This window comes from Pseudomonas helmanticensis (assembly GCF_900182985.1).
Lineage (GTDB): Bacteria > Pseudomonadota > Gammaproteobacteria > Pseudomonadales > Pseudomonadaceae > Aquipseudomonas > Aquipseudomonas helmanticensis.
Map to the genome: position 1 here is coordinate 4,398,720 of NZ_FXUY01000001.1, position 17,094 is coordinate 4,415,813.

The 17,094-nt window shown below is 58.5% G+C and carries 19 protein-coding genes; 7 read left to right on the forward strand and 12 right to left on the reverse strand.

Annotation, left to right across the window (positions count from 1 at the left end; translation table 11 throughout):
* Positions 1-25 precede the first annotated feature (25 nt).
* The gene (cls, locus tag QOL84_RS19590) at positions 26-1,465 is read right to left on the reverse strand and encodes a cardiolipin synthase (RefSeq protein WP_283438258.1); all 1,440 of its coding nucleotides are present in this window, start codon (positions 1,463-1,465) and stop codon (positions 26-28) included.
* Between the two features lie 131 nt (positions 1,466-1,596).
* On the opposite strand from cls, the gene QOL84_RS19595 reads away from it, so the two are divergent.
* A complete protein-coding gene (locus QOL84_RS19595) occupies positions 1,597-2,115 on the forward strand; it encodes a DUF3617 domain-containing protein (protein ID WP_034152149.1) in 519 nt (172 codons plus the stop codon).
* Between the two features lie 113 nt (positions 2,116-2,228).
* Here the strand turns inward: QOL84_RS19595 and QOL84_RS19600 are convergent, their stop codons facing one another.
* The 6 genes from QOL84_RS19600 to folE2 are packed head-to-tail and all read right to left on the reverse strand — an operon-like array spanning position 2,229 to position 7,435.
* Positions 2,229-3,560 carry a dihydroorotase gene (locus tag QOL84_RS19600; protein WP_283438259.1) on the reverse strand — a complete coding sequence of 444 codons (1,332 nt, stop codon included), beginning with the start codon at positions 3,558-3,560 and terminating at the stop codon, positions 2,229-2,231.
* A gap of 3 nt (positions 3,561-3,563) precedes the next feature.
* Complete coding sequence (locus QOL84_RS19605; RefSeq protein WP_283438260.1) at positions 3,564-4,124, reverse strand: gamma carbonic anhydrase family protein; 561 nt, start codon at positions 4,122-4,124, stop codon at positions 3,564-3,566.
* A complete protein-coding gene (locus QOL84_RS19610) occupies positions 4,121-4,996 on the reverse strand; it encodes a metal ABC transporter substrate-binding protein (protein ID WP_283438261.1) in 876 nt (291 codons plus the stop codon). Before QOL84_RS19610 ends, QOL84_RS19605 begins: the two co-directional genes overlap by 4 nt.
* 11 nt (positions 4,997-5,007) lie before the next feature.
* A complete protein-coding gene (locus QOL84_RS19615) occupies positions 5,008-5,874 on the reverse strand; it encodes a metal ABC transporter permease (RefSeq protein WP_129386812.1) in 867 nt (288 codons plus the stop codon).
* Entirely contained in the window at positions 5,874-6,542 is a 669-nt protein-coding gene (locus tag QOL84_RS19620; protein ID WP_283438262.1) for a metal ABC transporter ATP-binding protein, read from the reverse strand. The genes QOL84_RS19615 and QOL84_RS19620 overlap by 1 nt, the downstream gene beginning before the upstream one ends.
* Positions 6,539-7,435 (reverse strand): GTP cyclohydrolase FolE2, encoded by an 897-nt coding sequence (folE2, locus tag QOL84_RS19625; protein WP_283438263.1) that lies wholly within the window; start codon positions 7,433-7,435, stop codon positions 6,539-6,541. Before folE2 ends, QOL84_RS19620 begins: the two co-directional genes overlap by 4 nt.
* Before the next feature lie 84 nt (positions 7,436-7,519).
* Between folE2 and QOL84_RS19630 the strand changes: the two genes are divergently transcribed.
* Positions 7,520-8,722 (forward strand): N-acetylmuramoyl-L-alanine amidase, encoded by a 1,203-nt coding sequence (locus QOL84_RS19630; RefSeq protein ID WP_283438264.1) that lies wholly within the window; start codon positions 7,520-7,522, stop codon positions 8,720-8,722.
* Here the strand turns inward: QOL84_RS19630 and QOL84_RS19635 are convergent.
* On the reverse strand, positions 8,719-9,096 hold the full coding sequence (locus tag QOL84_RS19635) for a glutamine synthetase (RefSeq protein WP_283438265.1): 378 nt from the start codon (positions 9,094-9,096) through the stop codon (positions 8,719-8,721). The genes QOL84_RS19630 and QOL84_RS19635 overlap by 4 nt on opposite strands.
* Positions 9,097-9,317: 221 nt before the next feature.
* On the opposite strand from QOL84_RS19635, the gene zigA reads away from it, so the two are divergent.
* On the forward strand, positions 9,318-10,523 hold the full coding sequence (zigA, locus tag QOL84_RS19640) for a zinc metallochaperone GTPase ZigA (RefSeq protein ID WP_283438266.1): 1,206 nt from the start codon (positions 9,318-9,320) through the stop codon (positions 10,521-10,523).
* Positions 10,523-11,167 (forward strand): DUF1826 domain-containing protein, encoded by a 645-nt coding sequence (locus tag QOL84_RS19645; protein WP_283438267.1) that lies wholly within the window; start codon positions 10,523-10,525, stop codon positions 11,165-11,167. The genes zigA and QOL84_RS19645 overlap by 1 nt, the downstream gene beginning before the upstream one ends.
* A gap of 14 nt (positions 11,168-11,181) precedes the next feature.
* Here the strand turns inward: QOL84_RS19645 and QOL84_RS19650 are convergent, their stop codons facing one another.
* The gene (locus QOL84_RS19650) at positions 11,182-11,538 is read right to left on the reverse strand and encodes an NADH:ubiquinone oxidoreductase (RefSeq protein ID WP_129386792.1); all 357 of its coding nucleotides are present in this window, start codon (positions 11,536-11,538) and stop codon (positions 11,182-11,184) included.
* Between the two features lie 29 nt (positions 11,539-11,567).
* Between QOL84_RS19650 and QOL84_RS19655 the strand changes: the two genes are divergently transcribed.
* Positions 11,568-12,533 carry a CobW family GTP-binding protein gene (locus QOL84_RS19655; RefSeq protein ID WP_283438268.1) on the forward strand — a complete coding sequence of 322 codons (966 nt, stop codon included), beginning with the start codon at positions 11,568-11,570 and terminating at the stop codon, positions 12,531-12,533.
* 79 nt (positions 12,534-12,612) lie between these two features.
* Here the strand turns inward: QOL84_RS19655 and QOL84_RS19660 are convergent, their stop codons facing one another.
* The gene (locus QOL84_RS19660; protein WP_129386786.1) at positions 12,613-13,026 is read right to left on the reverse strand and encodes a DUF3301 domain-containing protein; all 414 of its coding nucleotides are present in this window, start codon (positions 13,024-13,026) and stop codon (positions 12,613-12,615) included.
* Positions 13,027-13,143: 117 nt separating this feature from the next.
* On the opposite strand from QOL84_RS19660, the gene pdxY reads away from it, so the two are divergent.
* Positions 13,144-14,016, forward strand: a complete 873-nt coding sequence (pdxY, locus tag QOL84_RS19665; protein WP_129386783.1) for a pyridoxal kinase PdxY — start codon at positions 13,144-13,146, stop codon at positions 14,014-14,016.
* Positions 14,017-14,118: 102 nt separating this feature from the next.
* On the opposite strand, the gene QOL84_RS19670 is transcribed toward pdxY, so the two are convergent.
* A complete protein-coding gene (locus tag QOL84_RS19670; protein WP_003229693.1) occupies positions 14,119-14,601 on the reverse strand; it encodes an acyl-CoA thioesterase in 483 nt (160 codons plus the stop codon).
* A gap of 279 nt (positions 14,602-14,880) precedes the next feature.
* Between QOL84_RS19670 and QOL84_RS19675 the strand changes: the two genes are divergently transcribed.
* Positions 14,881-16,644 carry a cation:proton antiporter gene (locus tag QOL84_RS19675; protein WP_283438269.1) on the forward strand — a complete coding sequence of 588 codons (1,764 nt, stop codon included), beginning with the start codon at positions 14,881-14,883 and terminating at the stop codon, positions 16,642-16,644.
* A gap of 21 nt (positions 16,645-16,665) precedes the next feature.
* Here the strand turns inward: QOL84_RS19675 and QOL84_RS19680 are convergent, their stop codons facing one another.
* The gene (locus QOL84_RS19680) at positions 16,666-17,073 is read right to left on the reverse strand and encodes an SMI1/KNR4 family protein (protein ID WP_008078852.1); all 408 of its coding nucleotides are present in this window, start codon (positions 17,071-17,073) and stop codon (positions 16,666-16,668) included.
* Between the last annotated feature and the right edge of the window lie 21 nt (positions 17,074-17,094).

A 17,094-nucleotide genomic window follows, 5' to 3' on the forward strand; every position in this document is an offset into this window, starting at 1 on the left:
ATTCCCTCTCCTTTGAGAGAGGGATTCATAGGATCGGCGAAATCAGCCGGGCGATCCGCATGCCGACTTGTTGCAGGCGGTGGATCTCCCGGCTTTCTTCTTTGGCGACTTCGTCGGCCAGCGCAAAGTCATCGTTGAGCATCTGTTCCACGGTAGCGGCAAAGGCACTGTCGACGGTCAGCAACATCACTTCGAAATTCAGCCGGAACGAGCGGTTGTCCAGATTGGCGCTGCCGATCGCGCTGATCTCGCTGTCGATCAACACGACTTTCTGATGCAGGAAACCGGGCCGGTAGCGGAACACCCGCACGCCGGCGCGGACGGCTTCAAAGGCATACAGGCTGGAAGCGGCGTAGACGATGCGGTGATCGGGGCGCGAAGGCAGCAGCAAACGCACATCGACACCGCGCAACACCGCTAGTCTTAACGCTGCGAAAACCGCTTCATCGGGAATGAAATACGGACTGGTGATCCACACCCGTTCGGTCGCCGCATGGATCGCTTCGACGAAGAACAGCGAGCAGGTTTCGTAGGCATCGGCCGGGCCGCTGGCGAGCAGTTGGCAGAGCACGCCGTCTTCGGGGTATTCATCCGGCAGGATCAGCGGCGGCAGGGTGCGTGCGGCCCAGAACCAGTCTTCGGCAAAGGATTCCTGCATGCACGCCACCACCGGGCCGCGTACTTTGACGTGGGTATCGCGCCACGGCGCCAGGGGTGGTTTTTCGCCCATGTATTCATCGCCAACGTTGTGCCCGCCGACGAACCCGACCACGCCATCGACAACAACGATTTTGCGGTGGTTACGGAAGTTGACCTGAAAGCGATTGAGCCAGCCGCTGCGCGTGGCGAAGGCTTTGACCTCGACACCAGCATCGCGCAGCGCCTGTACGTAACTATGGGGCAGGGCGTGGCTACCAATGCGATCGTAAAGCAGGTGAATCGCCACGCCTTCGGCGGCTTTCTTTAGCAGCAGATCGCGCAGGCGCTGGCCGAGCCGGTCATCGTGGATGATGAAAAACTGGATCAGCACGGCCTCTTTGGCCTGATCGATAGCATCAAAGATCGAGTCGAAAGTGGCTGTACCGTTTACCAGCAACTGCACTTCATTGTTCGCCAGGCACGGCATGCGACCGAGTTTGGGCATCGCCCGCAATGACGCGTAGGCGTTCGACGCCCGTGCCGTCAGTGCTTCTTCCACCCATGGGCGCCAGTTCAGTTCGGAGATCGCCTGGCGCATCTGTTCGTTGGCCTGACGCCGCGCCTTGATGTAACCATCGAAGGTGCTGCGGCCGAACACCAGATACGGAATAAGCGTGAGGTAGGGAATGAAGATCAGCGACAATGCCCAGGCGATCGAGCCTTGAGCCGTGCGCACGGTGAGCACCGCGTGAATCGCGGCGATCAAACCGAGGGTGTGTATCAAGGCGATCAGATAACCGAAAATGTGCGGTCCAAAATAATCCATGGGGCAGCCTTGCTCCGGAAGATTCAATGCTTAAAAGACCATGTTCTGTGGTGAATGTCGCTATTTAATTGGTGCATGAACCGAAGCAATCGGCCGACGTCTAACGGCCACTACTGATCAGGAGTTTTTCGATGAACGTTCGTCTGCTGGGTTTGGCGCTGGGCCTGGGTTTGGCATTGCCGGTGGTTGCGCAGGCGCAGATGCTGCAGCCGGGGCTGTGGGAAATGACATCGAGCAACGTCAAGGTCGATGACCAGCCGATGGATGTGCAATCGATCCTCGGCCAGCTGCAAGGGCAGATGACGCCGCAACAGCGCGCAGCGCTGGAGAAGAACGGGATCAACATCGGCGGCAAAGGCATTCGTGCCTGCCTGACCCCGGAGCAGGTCGCGACCAATGATATTCCGCTGGCTGACCCGCAGTCGGGCTGCAAGCAGCAGATCACCGACCGCACTGGCAACCAGTGGAAATTCCGCTTCAGTTGCCCGAAAGCGCAGGGCACCGGTGTGGCGACGTTCCTCAGTGATCGCGAGTTCACCACGGTGGCCAACGGCACATTCAACGCGATCGGGATCAACCAGAAGGGCAGCCTGGAAACCCGCGCGGTGTGGCTGGGCCAGGATTGCGGCGCTGTGAAACCCCGCGCTTAATGCGACCCCTGTAGGAGCTGCGGCACGCTGCGATCCTTTGATCTTGATTGTCAAAAACAAGATCAAAAGATCGCAGCCTCGTTTCACTCGTCGGCTCCTACAGGGTTTTTGAATCAGCGCATGAATCGTAGCGCCAGACCCCGACATCCCTCGTTCACCCGTCCCTCGCGCCAGGCAATCTGCCCCGAGACAATCGTCGTACTCACTTGATGGCGAAAGCTGCGCCCGGCAAACGGCGTCCATCCGCACTGCGACAGAATCGGTTGCCGATTTACTGCCAGTGCCTGCGGCTTAACCAATACCAGATCCGCCCAATACCCCTCTCGTAAATACCCACGATCCGGAATCGCGAACAGATCCGCGACGCGATGGCTGGTCTTCGCCACCAGCGTGGATATCGGCAGAACGCCATCCGCGACCAGTTCCATCAATGCCGGAAACGCATGCTGCACCAATGGCAATCCCGAAGGAGCCCGCGCGTAAGGCTGCTGTTTTTCTGCCCACGTGTGCGGCGCGTGATCGCTGCCGATCACGTCGAGCCGATTGCTGTTCACTGCTTCGCGTAACGCATCGCGATCGGCCTGGGTCTTGATCGCCGGGTTGCACTTGATCAGGTTGCCGAGGCTTGGGTAATCCTGATCATCGAACAACAAATGATGCAGACAGACTTCAGCGGTGATGCGTTTCTGCGCTAACAGTTTGTCCTCGAACAACGCCAGTTCACGCGCCGTGGTCAGGTGCAAAACATGCAGACGTGTACCGTGACGTTTCGCCAGTTCCACCGCCAGTGAAGAGGATCGATAACACGCCTCGGCATTGCGAATAAGGGGGTGAGCGGCGGGCGGGATTTGCTCCCCGAACAGTTCACGCAAGTTGGCCGCATTGGCGTCGATACTTGGCGTGTGTTCGCAGTGGGCCAACAGGATCGTCGGCACCTCGGCGAACAGTCGCTCGAGGATCAGCGGATCATCGACCAGCATGTTGCCGGTGGACGCGCCCATGAACACTTTCACTCCTGCCACTTCAGACGGATTGAGTGCGGCGACCGTGTCGAGATTGTCCCGGCTCACGCCAAAGTGAAAACCATAATTGGCCACCGAGGTGAGCGCCGCCCGACGCTTTTTATCTGCCAGCGCTTCGAGGGTGAGGGTGGCCGGATTGGTGTTGGGCATGTCCATGAAGCTGGTGATGCCGCCGGCGACAGCCGCGCGAGACTCGGTATAGAGACTGCCCTTGGTCGGCGCACCGGGTTCACGGAAGTGCACCTGATCATCGATCATTCCCGGTAGCAGCCACTGGCCGTTCGCGTCGATTTCTACCGTGGCGTTTTCGTCGTCGATGCTGCGCGCAATCTTGACGATGCGGCCGTTGCCGACCAACAGATCAGCATCAAACTCACGTCCCTCGTTAACCAGTCTGGCGTTGCGAATCAGCACGCTGCTCATGGTTCAGAACTCGTTCTGCAAGGCTTTGTAGCCGCGCACCAGATCGACGTTGGTGCGCGCCACATCCTCGGAAAACTCCGAGGCGCTGACGCTCACTGGCGGAAATAACGAGAGGTCGGTATTCGGGCCGATGCGCGTGGTGGAGGGCACGTAGAAGGCGTCGGGCAAATCCCGCCCATCGACCACCGAGTTGTGCCGCACCACGCAGCCGTTGCCGACCACGCAGTTAAACAACACGCTGTTGAAACCGATGAATACGCGGTCGCCAACCATGCACGGGCCATGCACGATCGAGCGGTGGGCGATGGAACTGAATTCGCCGATGGTCACCGCCGCGCCGGATTTCGAGTGGATCACCACGCCGTCCTGGATGTTCGAATTGGCGCCGATGGTGATCGGCTCCATCTCACCCGAGGCGTCCACTTCGTCGGCACGGATCACCGCATAAGGACCAACGAAGACGTTCTCGCCGATCACCACTTTGCCGCAGATGATTGCCGTTTTATCGACGTAGGCCGACTCGGCGATCTGCGGTAAATCACCTGAAGGATTTTTGCGGATCATGGTCGGCTCAGCGCGTCGTAAAGGGTGTTGAGGTTGTATTCGAACAGGCCGGTGAAAGTGCTGGCCGGGCCGCTCGCAGCGAGGGCATCGGAGTACAACGTGCCACCGATGTGCGCGCCGCTTTCGTCGGCGATCTGCTTGAGCAAGCGCGCATCCTTGATGTTTTCCATGAACACCGCTTTGACCTTGGCCTGACGGATCTGGGTAATCAGCGCGGCAACTTCGGCGGCCGACGGCTCGCGCTCAGTGGACAAACCCTGTGGCGCCATAAAGTCGATGCCGTAGGCCTGACCGAGATAACCGAAAGCATCGTGGCTGGTAACGATCTTGCGATTGCCCGGTGGCAGTGAACCGAGTTTGGTTTTGGCTTCGGTGAGCAGGGCGTAGATCTGCTTCAAATAGGTTTTGCTGTTGCGTTCGTAGTCGGTTTTGTTCGCCGGGTCGGCAGCGATCAACGCCTTGGTGATGTTGGCGATGTACAACTCGGTGTTCGCCAGATTGTGCCAGGCGTGCGGATCGGGAACGGTTTCGCCGTCTTCATCCAGCGAGCGCGGAATCACGCCGTGACTGGCACTGATGACGGTCGCTTTGGTCTCGGTGCTGGTCACCAGTCGATCCAGCCACGGCTCGAAACCGAGGCCGTTCTTGATGATCAACTTGGCGTTGAGTAGCGCTTTGGCGTCATCCGGTGTCGGCTCGTAGGTGTGTGCATCGGCGTCGGGGCCGACCATGTTGGTGATCTGGATATGCTCGCCACCGACCTGATGGACCATGTCGGCGAGGATGCTGAAACTGGTCACCACCGGCAATTTCTCCGCTGCCGATAACGACATCGACAGCAGCAAGCTGAACAACACGAGTAGAGCGCGCATCGGGAGACACCTCATTGGGATGTGAGCAAAGGCGGGCGGCGTAGCAGACCGTGAACCGGCCCGAACACCACCGACAACAGGTAACCGACGCCTGCGACCAGCACGATGGCCGGGCCGCTTGGCAGCGAGTAATAGAACGACAGCAACAAACCGAACCACACCGAGAGGCAGCCGATCACGGCGGCGGTGGCAATCAGGATCGGCAGACGGCGACTCCAGAATCGCGACGCTGCGGCGGGGAGCATCATCAGTCCGACCACCATCAGCGCACCGATGGCCTGAAAGCCGATCACCAGGTTGAGCACCACCAGGGTCAGGAATACGCCGTGGGCGAGTGGTCCGAGACGACTGACGGTTCTCAGGAACAGCGGGTCGAGGGTGTCGAGCAACAGCGGTTGGTAGATCAACGCCATGGCGATCAGGCTGAATCCAGAGACCCACAACATGCCGGTGAGGGTCGGGCCGTCGACCGCCAAAGCCGAGCCGAACAACAGGTGAAGCAAATCGAGGCGTTTGCCGGCGACGCCGAGAATCAGCACGCCACTGGCGAGCGAGATTGGATAAATCGCGGCGAGGCTGGCGTCCTCGCGCAGGCCGGTACGACGGGTAATCCAGGCCGCGAGGCCGGCCATGCTCAGACCCGCGCCCAAACCTCCCAGTGTCAGTGCGGGCAAACTCAGCCCAGCAAACCAGAAGCCTAAAGCCGCGCCGGGGAGGATGCCGTGGGCCACCGCGTCACCGATCAGACTCATCCGTCGCAGGATCAAAAACACACCGAGTGGTGCTGTGCTGCAGGCCAATACCAGACCGCCGAGCAAGGCCCTGCGCATGAACACGAACTCATTGAACGGTTGCCATAAGTGGGCGACGGTGAGCATCAGGCCACCTGTGTATGAGGTGTTTGCTGGATCAGCTCAGCGCTGGTGCCGAATACGCACTGGCTGTTTTTGATCAGCAAAGTCTGCGGGATGTGCTGGCGTACGGCGGCGAGGTCATGGCAAACCACGACCAGCGTTCGACCTTCGCCATGCCAGGCATGCAGGTGTTGCCAAAGTAGCTGTTGACCCAGTTCATCGAGCGCGGCGTGGGGTTCGTCGAGGAGTAGGACGGGGGCGTCGGTCAGGCTCAATCGGGCGAGTAGGGCGCGCTGTAATTCACCGCCAGAGAGGGCCATGAGTGGACGCTTTTCCAGTCCGCTCAGGTGCCAGTTTTCCAGTGCATCTTTGAGGCGTTGCGCGCGCAGCTGGGTTGAAAGTCGGCGGCCCCAAAATCCTGCCGCGATCAGTTCTTCCAGGCTGATGGGGAACTGACGGTCGAGGTGCTGTTGTTGGGGGAGGAAGGACAGTCCGCTTTGACGTGGAACACTGAGGGCGACGTTACCCGCCAAAGGCTTCTGCAATCCGGCAATGACTTTTAGCAGGCTGCTCTTGCCACAGCCGTTGGCACCGATGATCGCTGTCAGGCTGCCGTTATCAAGTTCTAGATTCAGCGGTGCGGTCAGCGGTTGGCCGGGAGCGCCCCAACTCAGGGATTGGCAGCGGATCATGCTTGCTCACGCTGCCAGTGGCTTTCGGCGACGGCGTCATGGGCATGCAAACTTTCAGCGTGAATCACGCGGAGGTGGAACTGGTTAACGCCAGGTGTTCGGCGAAGAGCGAGATTCAGTCGGCGCGCGGCGTCTTCACAAAACATCAGGTTTTGGCCGTTGGCGAGGGCAAAGGCTTGTTCGTCTGCACGTTTTACTGCGGTTTGCACGGCGGTACCGAGGGCGGTTTCGGCGTCGTTGATGATGACACTAAGGGGCAATTCATCAACGAACTCGTCGAGGTGAAGATGCAGTTGTGCCGTGCTGCGTTGGCTGTGCGGTGTGGCGACGATGCCTTGGCTGGAGCCGAGCCATGCCAAAACGTCTGCGTGCTGGAGGGCTTTGTTGGCGAAGTCGTCGATGAATTGTTGCTGGATCAACTGTCGTGCTAACGCTGCGGAGCAGGGGCATGTTGAGGAGTAGGGCACTTCAATTTTAAGTTCCACGTGGAACATCTTGTTCTTCAGGCTTGCTGAAATCGTTGCCGGATAGGACTTCCAACCGGCCAATGGACTGATCAGCGCGGGACGTTTCAACAGCAAATCGGTGTGGATATTCAGATAGGCCCGGTTGGACAACCCTTCGTGGCTTTGCAGAAAACGCGTTAGAACCTGGTGCATCAGGGCAGGAGAAAGGCTCTCTTGTTCGAGCGCTTCCAGAGCCAGATAGAGCCGCGACATATGAATCCCACGAGCCTCGCCGTCATCAAGACTCACCCCGGCATCCGCCTTCGCACTCAAGCGTTGACCTTCCAACAAGATTGGTAAAGCGATGCCGCGCATCCCCACCCATTCGAGTGGCAAGGCTTGGCGAGCCGACTGCGCGGCGATATCCGGAAGTGTCAGCGAATTCATGTTCGGAACCATCGTGTTGATTAAATTAGATGTTACATTATAACAATACAAATCACGACGCCTTTTTCATGAACAGGCTTTCATATGCACAGACGCCATCTGCTTAATCTGATTCTGGCCAGCGCGGCCTTCGCCCTTCCTTTCAGTGCTTCGGCCACGCAGATTCGCAGCGCGCGACTCTGGCGGTCTGATGAGAAGCTGCGATTGGTCTTCGATTTAAGTGGGCCGGTGCGCTACAAAACCTTCGCTCTCAGTGCTCCAGATCGACTGATTATTGATGTGGCGGGTGCAGATTTGAGCGGTGACTTCAGCCAATTGGCGTTGAGTGGAACGGTGATCCGTTCGATTCGATCCGGACTTTTTGGTCGAGGTGATACGCGTATCGTTCTCGATCTGAACGGCCCGGTACTGCTGAACAGCTTTCTTTTAGCGCCTCAAGATGGCCAGAGTCATCGTCTGGTGATGGATTTGGTCAGTGCGAAAACGGCGTCAATGGTGCCAATGGTTCCACGTGAAACACCCAAAATTAGCACGCATCCGAAACGCGACATCATCGTAGTAGTGGATCCAGGGCATGGTGGAAAGGATCCCGGAGCAGTCGGCGCCAAGGGTGAGCGTGAAAAAGATGTGGTGCTGTCCATCGCTCAATTACTCGCCAAACGCCTGAAAAAAGAGAACGGCTTTGATGTGAAGCTGGTGCGTAACGACGATTTTTTCGTTCCATTACGCAAGCGCGTAGAGATCGCCCGTCAGCACAAAGCCGACATGTTTATCTCGGTGCATGCCGATGCGGCACCACGGCTGACGGCTTCTGGCGCCTCGGTGTATTGCCTGTCTGAAGGTGGTGCAACCTCGGCGACGGCTCGTTTCATGGCGCAGCGAGAGAATGGTGCGGATCTGCTCGGCGCCACCAGTCTGCTTAATCTGAAGGATAAGGATCCGATGCTCGCCGGGGTGATTCTCGACATGTCGATGAATGCGACGATTGCCGCCAGTTTGCAGCTCGGCAGCACGGTGCTGGGCAGCCTTGCCGGCATCACCACGCTGCATCAGAAGCGCGTGGAACAGGCGGGTTTTGCAGTGCTGAAATCGCCAGATGTGCCCTCGATCCTGGTGGAAACAGGCTTCATTTCCAATGCGCGCGACAGTCAGCGGCTAGTGACGGCGCGACATCAACAAGCGGTAGCGAACGGTTTATTCGAAGGTTTACAGCGCTACTTTGAAAAGAATCCGCCGATCGACAGCTACCTTGCCTGGCAGCAAGAACAGCGCAAAGCGCAGGTCTAGCAGCCAGTAATCCGGCTGCAAGTGAACTTTGCACTGCTTCCACCAGAGCTGGAGAAGCGATTGATGGTCGTCCAGCCGACACGCCGGGTGTATCCCACCCAGGCTTCTCCATCAGAAGCGATGCCAGTGAAAAACGTCAGCTGCCCGAAACGGCTGTTGGTCTGTGCCCAATAACGCTGGCCATTTCTTTCAAATCCACGCAGATACAGCGTGCTGCCGACAGTGTTGACGCTGTAAGCGTTGCCATCGGCATCGACGCACGCCAGCAGATTCGCACTACGAGTGCAGCTCGCGAGCGCTGGTAACTGCGCTGAGGCATGCCCGACGACCAAAAAACCAAGGCTCAACAACGTGCATTTCAACGCGTTTCTCATGGGGTTTTCCAAGTATTGCAGAAAGTCAGCTTCCTGCTCTTTGTCGCTCAGGACAAGAGTGGGGCTGGTCTATTTATATTGTTATACTATAACATAAATAGAAACTGAGCCTAAGCGGGCCGATTTCAAGCGTTTATCTTCAGCGAACCCCTCGCATGAAGCACCAAAACGCCATGCGCTGACAAAAGCGTCAATCGGCTGCGTTCCATGAGGATTATCCAATGTCAGCCGAATTGCCCGTCACCGTACTTTCAGGATTTCTTGGTGCTGGAAAAAGTACGCTTTTAAATTACGTACTACGTAATCGCAAGGGTTTGCGCGTAGCAGTCATCATCAATGATATGAGCGAGATCAACATCGATGGCAGCGAAGTCCAGCGTGATGTCAGCCTTAATCGCGCAGAAGAAAAAATTGTCGAGATGAGCAACGGCTGTATCTGCTGTACGTTACGTGAAGACTTGCTTGAGGAAGTCAGCAAACTCGCTCGAGAGGGCCGCTTCGATTATTTGCTGATCGAGTCCACCGGAATCTCCGAGCCGCTACCGGTCGCAGAAACCTTCACCTTCCGCGATGAGCACGGGCAGAGTCTCTCTGACATCGCTCGGCTCGACACCATGGTCACTGTGGTCGACGGGGTGAATTTTCTACCGGACTACCAGGCGGCCGAAAGCCTCGCGTCCCGTGGCGAAATCCTCGGCGAGGAAGACGAACGTTCGATCACCGATCTGTTGATCGAACAAATCGAGTTCGCTGACGTACTGTTGATCAGCAAGATCGACCTGATTAGCCAGCCCGAACGTGAGGAGTTGATCGCCATCCTCAAACGCCTTAATGCCCACGCCGAAATCATCCCGATGGTGATGGGCGAGGTGCCATTGGAGAAGATCCTTAACACCGGGCGATTCGACTTCGATAAAGCCGCCCAGGCACCGGGCTGGCTGCAAGAGTTACGCGGTGAACATGTGCCGGAAACCGACGAATACGGCATCGCATCGACGGCCTATCGCGCGCGCCGACCGTTTCACCCGCAACGCTTCTTCAACTTCATCGACCGTCCGTGGCTGAACGGCAAATTGCTCCGCTCCAAAGGTTTTTTCTGGTTGGCGAGCAAACCTACAGACGCCGGTAGCTGGTCGCAGGCCGGCGGTTTGATGCGTCACGGTTTTGCTGGTCGCTGGTGGCGTTTCGTGCCGAAAAACCAGTGGCCAGAGGATCAGGAAAGCACCGCGGCCATCATGGAAAACTGGGCGCCGAGCGTAGGAGATTGTCGTCAGGAGTTGGTATTCATCGGGCAGAACATCGATTTCCTACAACTTTCCAATGAACTCGATGCCTGCCTGCTCACCGATGACGAAATGACCCAGGGTGTCGAGGGCTGGCGATCGCTGCCGGATCCGTTCGGCCCTTGGCATGAAGAGGCTGCCTGATGCTCGCCCTCAAACTGCAGCAAAACCGCACCCGTCATCAGCATCAAGGCCCTACGCCGAAAGCGCTGACACGAATTCTGCATGACGACACCAACCTGGCTGTCTGGCAGCGTCAACTGCCATTGCACATCAGCGATTTCGCCAAGTTGCTGCTGTCGCTGAACGAGCCTTTGGCAGAATCATTGTGTCTGGAGTTGCCGGAGGAAGACGCCGAGCCTGATCTGACCGGGTTGGCTTGCGGGTTCAGAGATCTCGCGGGTTATGAAGGTTTTATCGCCGACTTGAAATGGCTGGTCAGCGCCTTCGCCTGCTTACTCGGAGCCAAGCAAATCGGCCTGCGTCTGCGAGTGCTCGATAAGGCCATGTGCCCGCGTTTTCACGTCGATCATGTGCCGGTGCGGCTGATCACCACGTACGCCGGCGTCGGCAGCCAATGGCTCAAGGAAGGTGCGATGGACCGCCAGCAATTGGGGCAGGCCAACGCCGAGCCGTATGCGAAAATCGAGCAACTCGACAGTGGCGACGTCGCTCTATTGAAAGGCGAGAAATGGCATGGTAATGAAGGCTTCGGTCTGATCCATCGCTCGCCGCAACCGGCGGCAGGCGAACGTCGACTGATACTCACCCTGGACTGGCTCGGCTAACGCCTATAGACGTCTCAAGGCTTGAGCCACGAACCCTGGCTCTGGCCTTCGCAATACGGCTTCAAATACGCCGCGTCGGTGGCGACGCCGTAATAGTGGATGTCCTGGCGATAAGGCATATTGGCGACTTGCGCGTTGCTGCACACGCCAAATGCACCGCTCGGGCACTGATCGACGTACTGCACCTCAACTTTTTGTCCGGCCAGGGTCGGCTGGCAGAAACCGTCGCTGAACAGTTTCTGCGGGATATTGCGGTTCTGCTGGCAGACTTTTACGTCGAGCCGTTCACCCTGACTGTGCACCACGCAGGCCTGAGCCCACACTTCACTCGACAGCGAAGCCAACAGCAACGACCATCCCAACCAACGCATCTTTGAATCTCCCAAGAAAGCTCCTGGCCATGTTGCAGAACATTCCTACCCATGTCATTGCTGGCCCTTTGGGCGCCGGCAAGACCAGCCTGATTCGCCAGCTCATGGCGCAGCGACCGGACGGCGAGCGCTGGGCGGTGCTGATCAACGAGTTCGGTCAGATCGGCCTCGACGCCGCGCTGCTGACCAGCGATGCCGATGGTATCGCACTGGGCGAAGTGGCCGGCGGCTGTTTGTGCTGCGTCAATGGCGCACCGTTTCAGATTGGCCTCGGGCGTTTGTTGCGCAAGGCCAGGCCTGATCGGCTGTTCATCGAGCCGTCCGGGCTTGGGCACCCGGCGCAATTGCTGAAACAGTTGAATGAGGCGCCGTGGTTGGGTGTGTTAGCAGTGCAGCCGTGTGTGCTGGTGCTGGATGCTCAGGCTCTTGCAGCGGGGAAAGCGTTGCCGGCAGCGCAGCAGGAAGCGTTGCTCAGTGCAGGTTTGCTGCTGCTGAACAAGGCGGAACACCTTGACGAAGAGGCTCGACAAAACATCACCAGTCGGTTGCCTCCAGTCCGACTGATCTGGACGCAGCAGGCGCAACTACCCCTGAGCGAACTCCCGGGTCTGGCTGCCAAAGCGCTCAACGGTGTGGATAACCTGGTTGTGCCCAAAGGGTTGGGACAAATGCCAGCCGTCTGGAGTGATCCGACGTTGCCGATTTGCTTGAATCAGGCGCAGGAGGGTGGCTGGAGCATTGGTTGGCGTTGGCATCCGGGGCAAAGGTTCGACAAGCAGCGCATTGCTGACTGGCTGAGCAGCCTCACTTGGCAGCGGGCGAAGCTGGTTATACACAGCGTGGATGGCTGGGTTTCGGCGAATGCGCTGGATAGTGCGGAGTTGGTTTGGCTGGCCAGTGAATGGCGAAAGGATTCTCGGATCGAGCTGATCTTTGTCGATGCGCAAAACATCGATGAGTTGCAGCGGGGGTTGTCGGGGTGTCGGGAGGATTAGATCAAAAGATCGCAGCCTGCGGCAGCTCCTACATGGGATTCCCTGTGGGAGCTGCCGAAGGCTGCGATCTTTTGCTTTTTCAGGGCTTCCACTTCGTATGTTCCTGCCGCCACTGACTCAACTCGATGACTTCCGCCCGTGGCCTGTGCACCTCAACCACCGGTGGCGTATCGTCGAACGGCGCCGGGTAGGGCGCCAGCTCGATCTGCGCACTGTGTGCGCCGAACTGGGTGATGGTGCCGTTATGCCGGGTTTCGCCGGTCACGGTGAATTCGAAGTTGTACACCCGTGCCAGTCGTCGGCGCCCGTTGGCGTCCTTGATGAAACCGATCTTCTTCAGTGCAACGTTGCCATCGAGCAGCTCGACACGCACGTTCAGGCAATGCTGTTTGACCCGCTCCAGCGCTCGCTCGCGCAAGCCGTGGTTGTGCCATAGCCACGCCCCGGCAGCGGCGAACAGCATCAGCACGAAGATGTTTTCGAGGGTCAGCATCAACATCAAACTCCAAAAGATAGTGCCAGCTTAACTGCGTCGCCGGTCTGTCGTACAGGCTGCGTTTCGTCGCATACTGCGCGGCTTGAATTTCAATCGTTTTACGGAATGTCCCGAATGAAACGTACGCCTCATCTGCTCGCCATTCAGTCCCACGTCGTGTTCGGCCACGCCGGCAACAGCGCTGCGGTTTTTCCGATGCAGCGGGTCGGGGTCAACGTCTGGCCGCTGAACACCGTGCAGTTTTCCAATCACACGCAGTACGGTCAGTGGGCCGGCGAAGTGTTGGCGCCCCAGCAGATTCCCGAACTGGTCGAAGGCATCGCGGCGATTGGCGAGCTGGGCAACTGCGATGCGGTGCTGTCCGGTTACCTCGGCAGCGCGGCGCAGGGCCGGGCGATTCTCAGTGGCGTCGCGCGCATCAAGTCGGTCAATCCGAAAGCCTTGTATCTGTGTGATCCGGTGATGGGCCATCCGGAGAAGGGTTGCAGCGTGCCGACCGAGGTCAGCGATTTCCTCCTGGAAGAGGCAGCAGCCGTGGCGGACATCATGTGTCCGAACCAGTTGGAGCTGGACAGCTTTTCCGGGCGCAAGCCGCAGTCGTTGTTCGATTGCCTGGCCATGGCGCGGGCGTTACTGGCGCGTGGGCCGAAAGCGGTGTTGGTCAAACATCTGGATTACCCGGGCAAACCGGCGGATGGCTTCGAGATGTTGTTGGTGACGGCTGAAGGCAGCTGGCATCTGCGCCGTCCGCTGCTGGCATTTCCGCGTCAGCCGGTGGGCGTGGGCGATCTGACGTCCGGCCTGTTCCTGGCGCGGGTGTTGCTGGGCGATAGCCTGGTGGCGGCGTTCGAATTCACCGCGGCGGCGGTGCATGAAGTGCTGCTGGAGACTCAGGCGTGCGCCAGTTATGAGTTGCAGCTGGTGCGCGCGCAGGACCGGATTGCGCATCCGCGGGTGAAGTTCGAGGCTACAGCGATAAGTCTGTAATCGCGTTATCGTTCAAAAAAGATCGCAGCCTGCGGCAGCTCCTGCATGGGAATGCAAAATCCTGTAGGAGCTGCCGAAGGCTGCGATCTTTCGCTTTTGATCTCAGGCGTCGCCCTTGATCTCCTGATAGCGCTTCTCCAGCTCTTGGCGAATCTGCCGACGTTGCTGCGCCTGCATATAGCGACGCTTGTCCTCACTGTTCTGCGGCTGCAGCGGCGGCACGGCGGCCGGCTTGCGCTGGTCATCTACCGCCACCATCGTGAAGAAACAGCTGTTGGTGTGGCGCACCGAGCGTTCGCGGATATTTTCGGTGACGACTTTGATGCCGACTTCCATTGAGGTATTGCCGGTGTAGTTGACCGACGCGAGGAAAGTCACCAGTTCGCCGACATGGATCGGCTCGCGGAAAATCACCTGATCCACCGACAGGGTTACCACGTAACGGCCGGCATAACGGCTCGCGCAGGCGTAGGCCACTTCGTCGAGGTATTTGAGCAGGGTGCCGCCGTGGACATTGCCAGAGAAGTTGGCCATGTCGGGGGTCATCAGTACCGTCATCGACAGCTGGGCGTTTCCGGGTTCCATAACGTTCTCACGGATCAAGGCTGATTTCTGGAAGCACCTCTGCGGGTGCCTGGTCACTTTTCAAAAGTACCGTTATCGGGACGCCGGGCGACTGGCCGCCGTCACGCCTCGATCGATCTGTTTCCATATATTGCACCGCCTTCCAGCCACAAGTCGCGGTGTTAACCTGCAAAAGCCCCTCCCAAGGGCAATTCCCACACGAAAAGCGGATTTTTACTTCGCTCGCTCAGACTTTTCTGACGTCTGACTGCGAGCCTCGTCATTCAAGGAGCCCACGCCATGCATGCCATCAGTTTTATTCAGGACCTGGCAGTGATCATGTTGGTCGCAGGCGTGGTGACCGTGTTGTTTCACCGTTTCAAGCAGCCAGTAGTGCTCGGCTATATCGTCGCCGGCTTCATCATCGGCCCGCACACACCGCCGTTCGGCTTGATCCACGACGAAGAAACCATCAAGACCCTCGCCGAGCTGGGGGTGATTTTCCTGATGTTCTGCCTGGGCCTTGAGTTCAGCCTGCGCAAGCTGTTCAAAGTCGGCGCCACGGCGTTTATCGCGGCGTTCCTCGAGATCGTCCTGATGATCTGGATCGGCTACGAAATTGGCCGCTGGTTCGACTGGAACACCATGGACTCGCTGTTCCTCGGCGCGATTCTGGCGATCTCCTCGACCACCATCATCGTCAAAGCACTCAATGACCTGAAGATGAAAAATGAGCGCTTTGCGCAGTTGATCTTCGGCGTGCTGATCGTCGAAGACATCCTCGGCATCGGCATCATCGCGCTACTCTCGAGCATCGCCGTCAGCGGCACGGTCAGCTCCGGCGAGGTATTTTCCACGGTCGGCAAGCTGTCGCTGTTCATGATCGTCGCGCTGGTCATCGGCATTCTGCTGGTGCCGCGCTTGTTGGCTTACGTGGCCAAATTCGAAAGTAACGAAATGCTGCTGATCACCGTGCTCGGCCTGTGTTTCGGCTTCTGCCTGCTGGTGGTCAAACTCGAATACAGCATGGTTCTCGGTGCCTTCCTGATCGGCGCGATCATGGCCGAGTCGCGGCAGTTGCTGAAAATCGAGCGGCTGATCGAGCCGGTTCGCGACCTGTTCAGTGCGATCTTCTTCGTGGCCATCGGCCTGATGCTCGACCCGATGATTCTTCTTGAATACGCGTGGCCGATCGCGGTGATCACCGTCGCCGTGGTGCTCGGCAAGATGTTGTCCTGCGGCCTCGGGGCCTTTATCGCCGGCAATGACGGACGCACCTCACTGCGCGTGGGGATGGGGCTGTCACAGATTGGCGAATTTTCCTTCATCATCGCCGCGTTGGGCATGACCCTGCAGGTCACCAGCAACTTTCTTTATCCGGTCGCCGTGGCCGTGTCGGTGATCACCACGCTGCTGACGCCGTACCTGATTCGCGCGGCGGATCCGCTGTCGATCAGGTTGTCAGCGGCCGTGCCCAAGCCTCTCGGTCGCGTGTTCGGCATGTATGGCGAATGGCTGCGCAGCATTCAGCCGCAAGGCGAGGGTGCGATGCTCGCGTCGATCATCCGCAAGATCTTGTTGCAGGTCGGGGTCAACCTGGCGCTGGTGATCGCGATCTTCTTCGCCGGGGCCTATTTCGCTGAACGCATCTCGCTGTGGCTGCAGGACTGGATCAGCGATCCGAGCTGGCAGAAGGCGTTGATCTGGGGCGGGGCGTTGCTGTTGTCGTTGCCGTTCCTGATTGCCGCTTATCGAAAGCTCAAGGCGCTGTCGATGCTCTTGGCAGAGATGGGCGTGAAGCCGGAGATGGCCGGGCGGCACACGCAGCGAGTGCGTCGGGTGATCTCCGAAGTGATCCCGATTCTCTCGCTGCTGGTGATTTTCCTGCTGCTGGCAGCCTTGTCGGCCAGTATTCTGCCGACCAACAAGTTGCTGGTGCTGATCGCCGTGGTGGCGGCCGCCGTGGCGGCGCTGCTCTGGCGCTGGTTCATCCGCGTGCACACGCGGATGCAGGTGGCGCTGCTGGAAACCCTCGACAACCACAAGGAGTCGTCGGGGCATTGACCGGCCGGGGCGGCTGGCTGATCAGCTTTCCAGCCAGACGTCCCGCGCCCAGTGCCAGACCGATTCCCAGGATTCTTCGGTGATCAGCTCTTCTTCGCCCGACCACAGCACCACGGTGCCGTCTTCTTCGACGCAGTAGTAATTCTCGCCGTCCTGACAGATCGGAATCAGATCACGCGGTACACCGATGTCCCAGGCATTGGCCGCGACATCGGGCAGATAGGTGTGCGATTGCGGGTCGGTGACGGTCACCGGCTCCAGGCTGCCGTAAACCACGTCGCTGACGGTCAGCAAAAACTCTTTGAAGACGAACGGGATGTTGATGAAGAGTTCTTCTTCGACTTCCACCAGTTGGTCTTCGTCAGGCAATTCCAAAGGAACCGGCACGGGTTCGTTGGCTTCACGCAGTTGTTCGATGATTTCTTCCACGTCCGGGATCCTCTTGCTTGA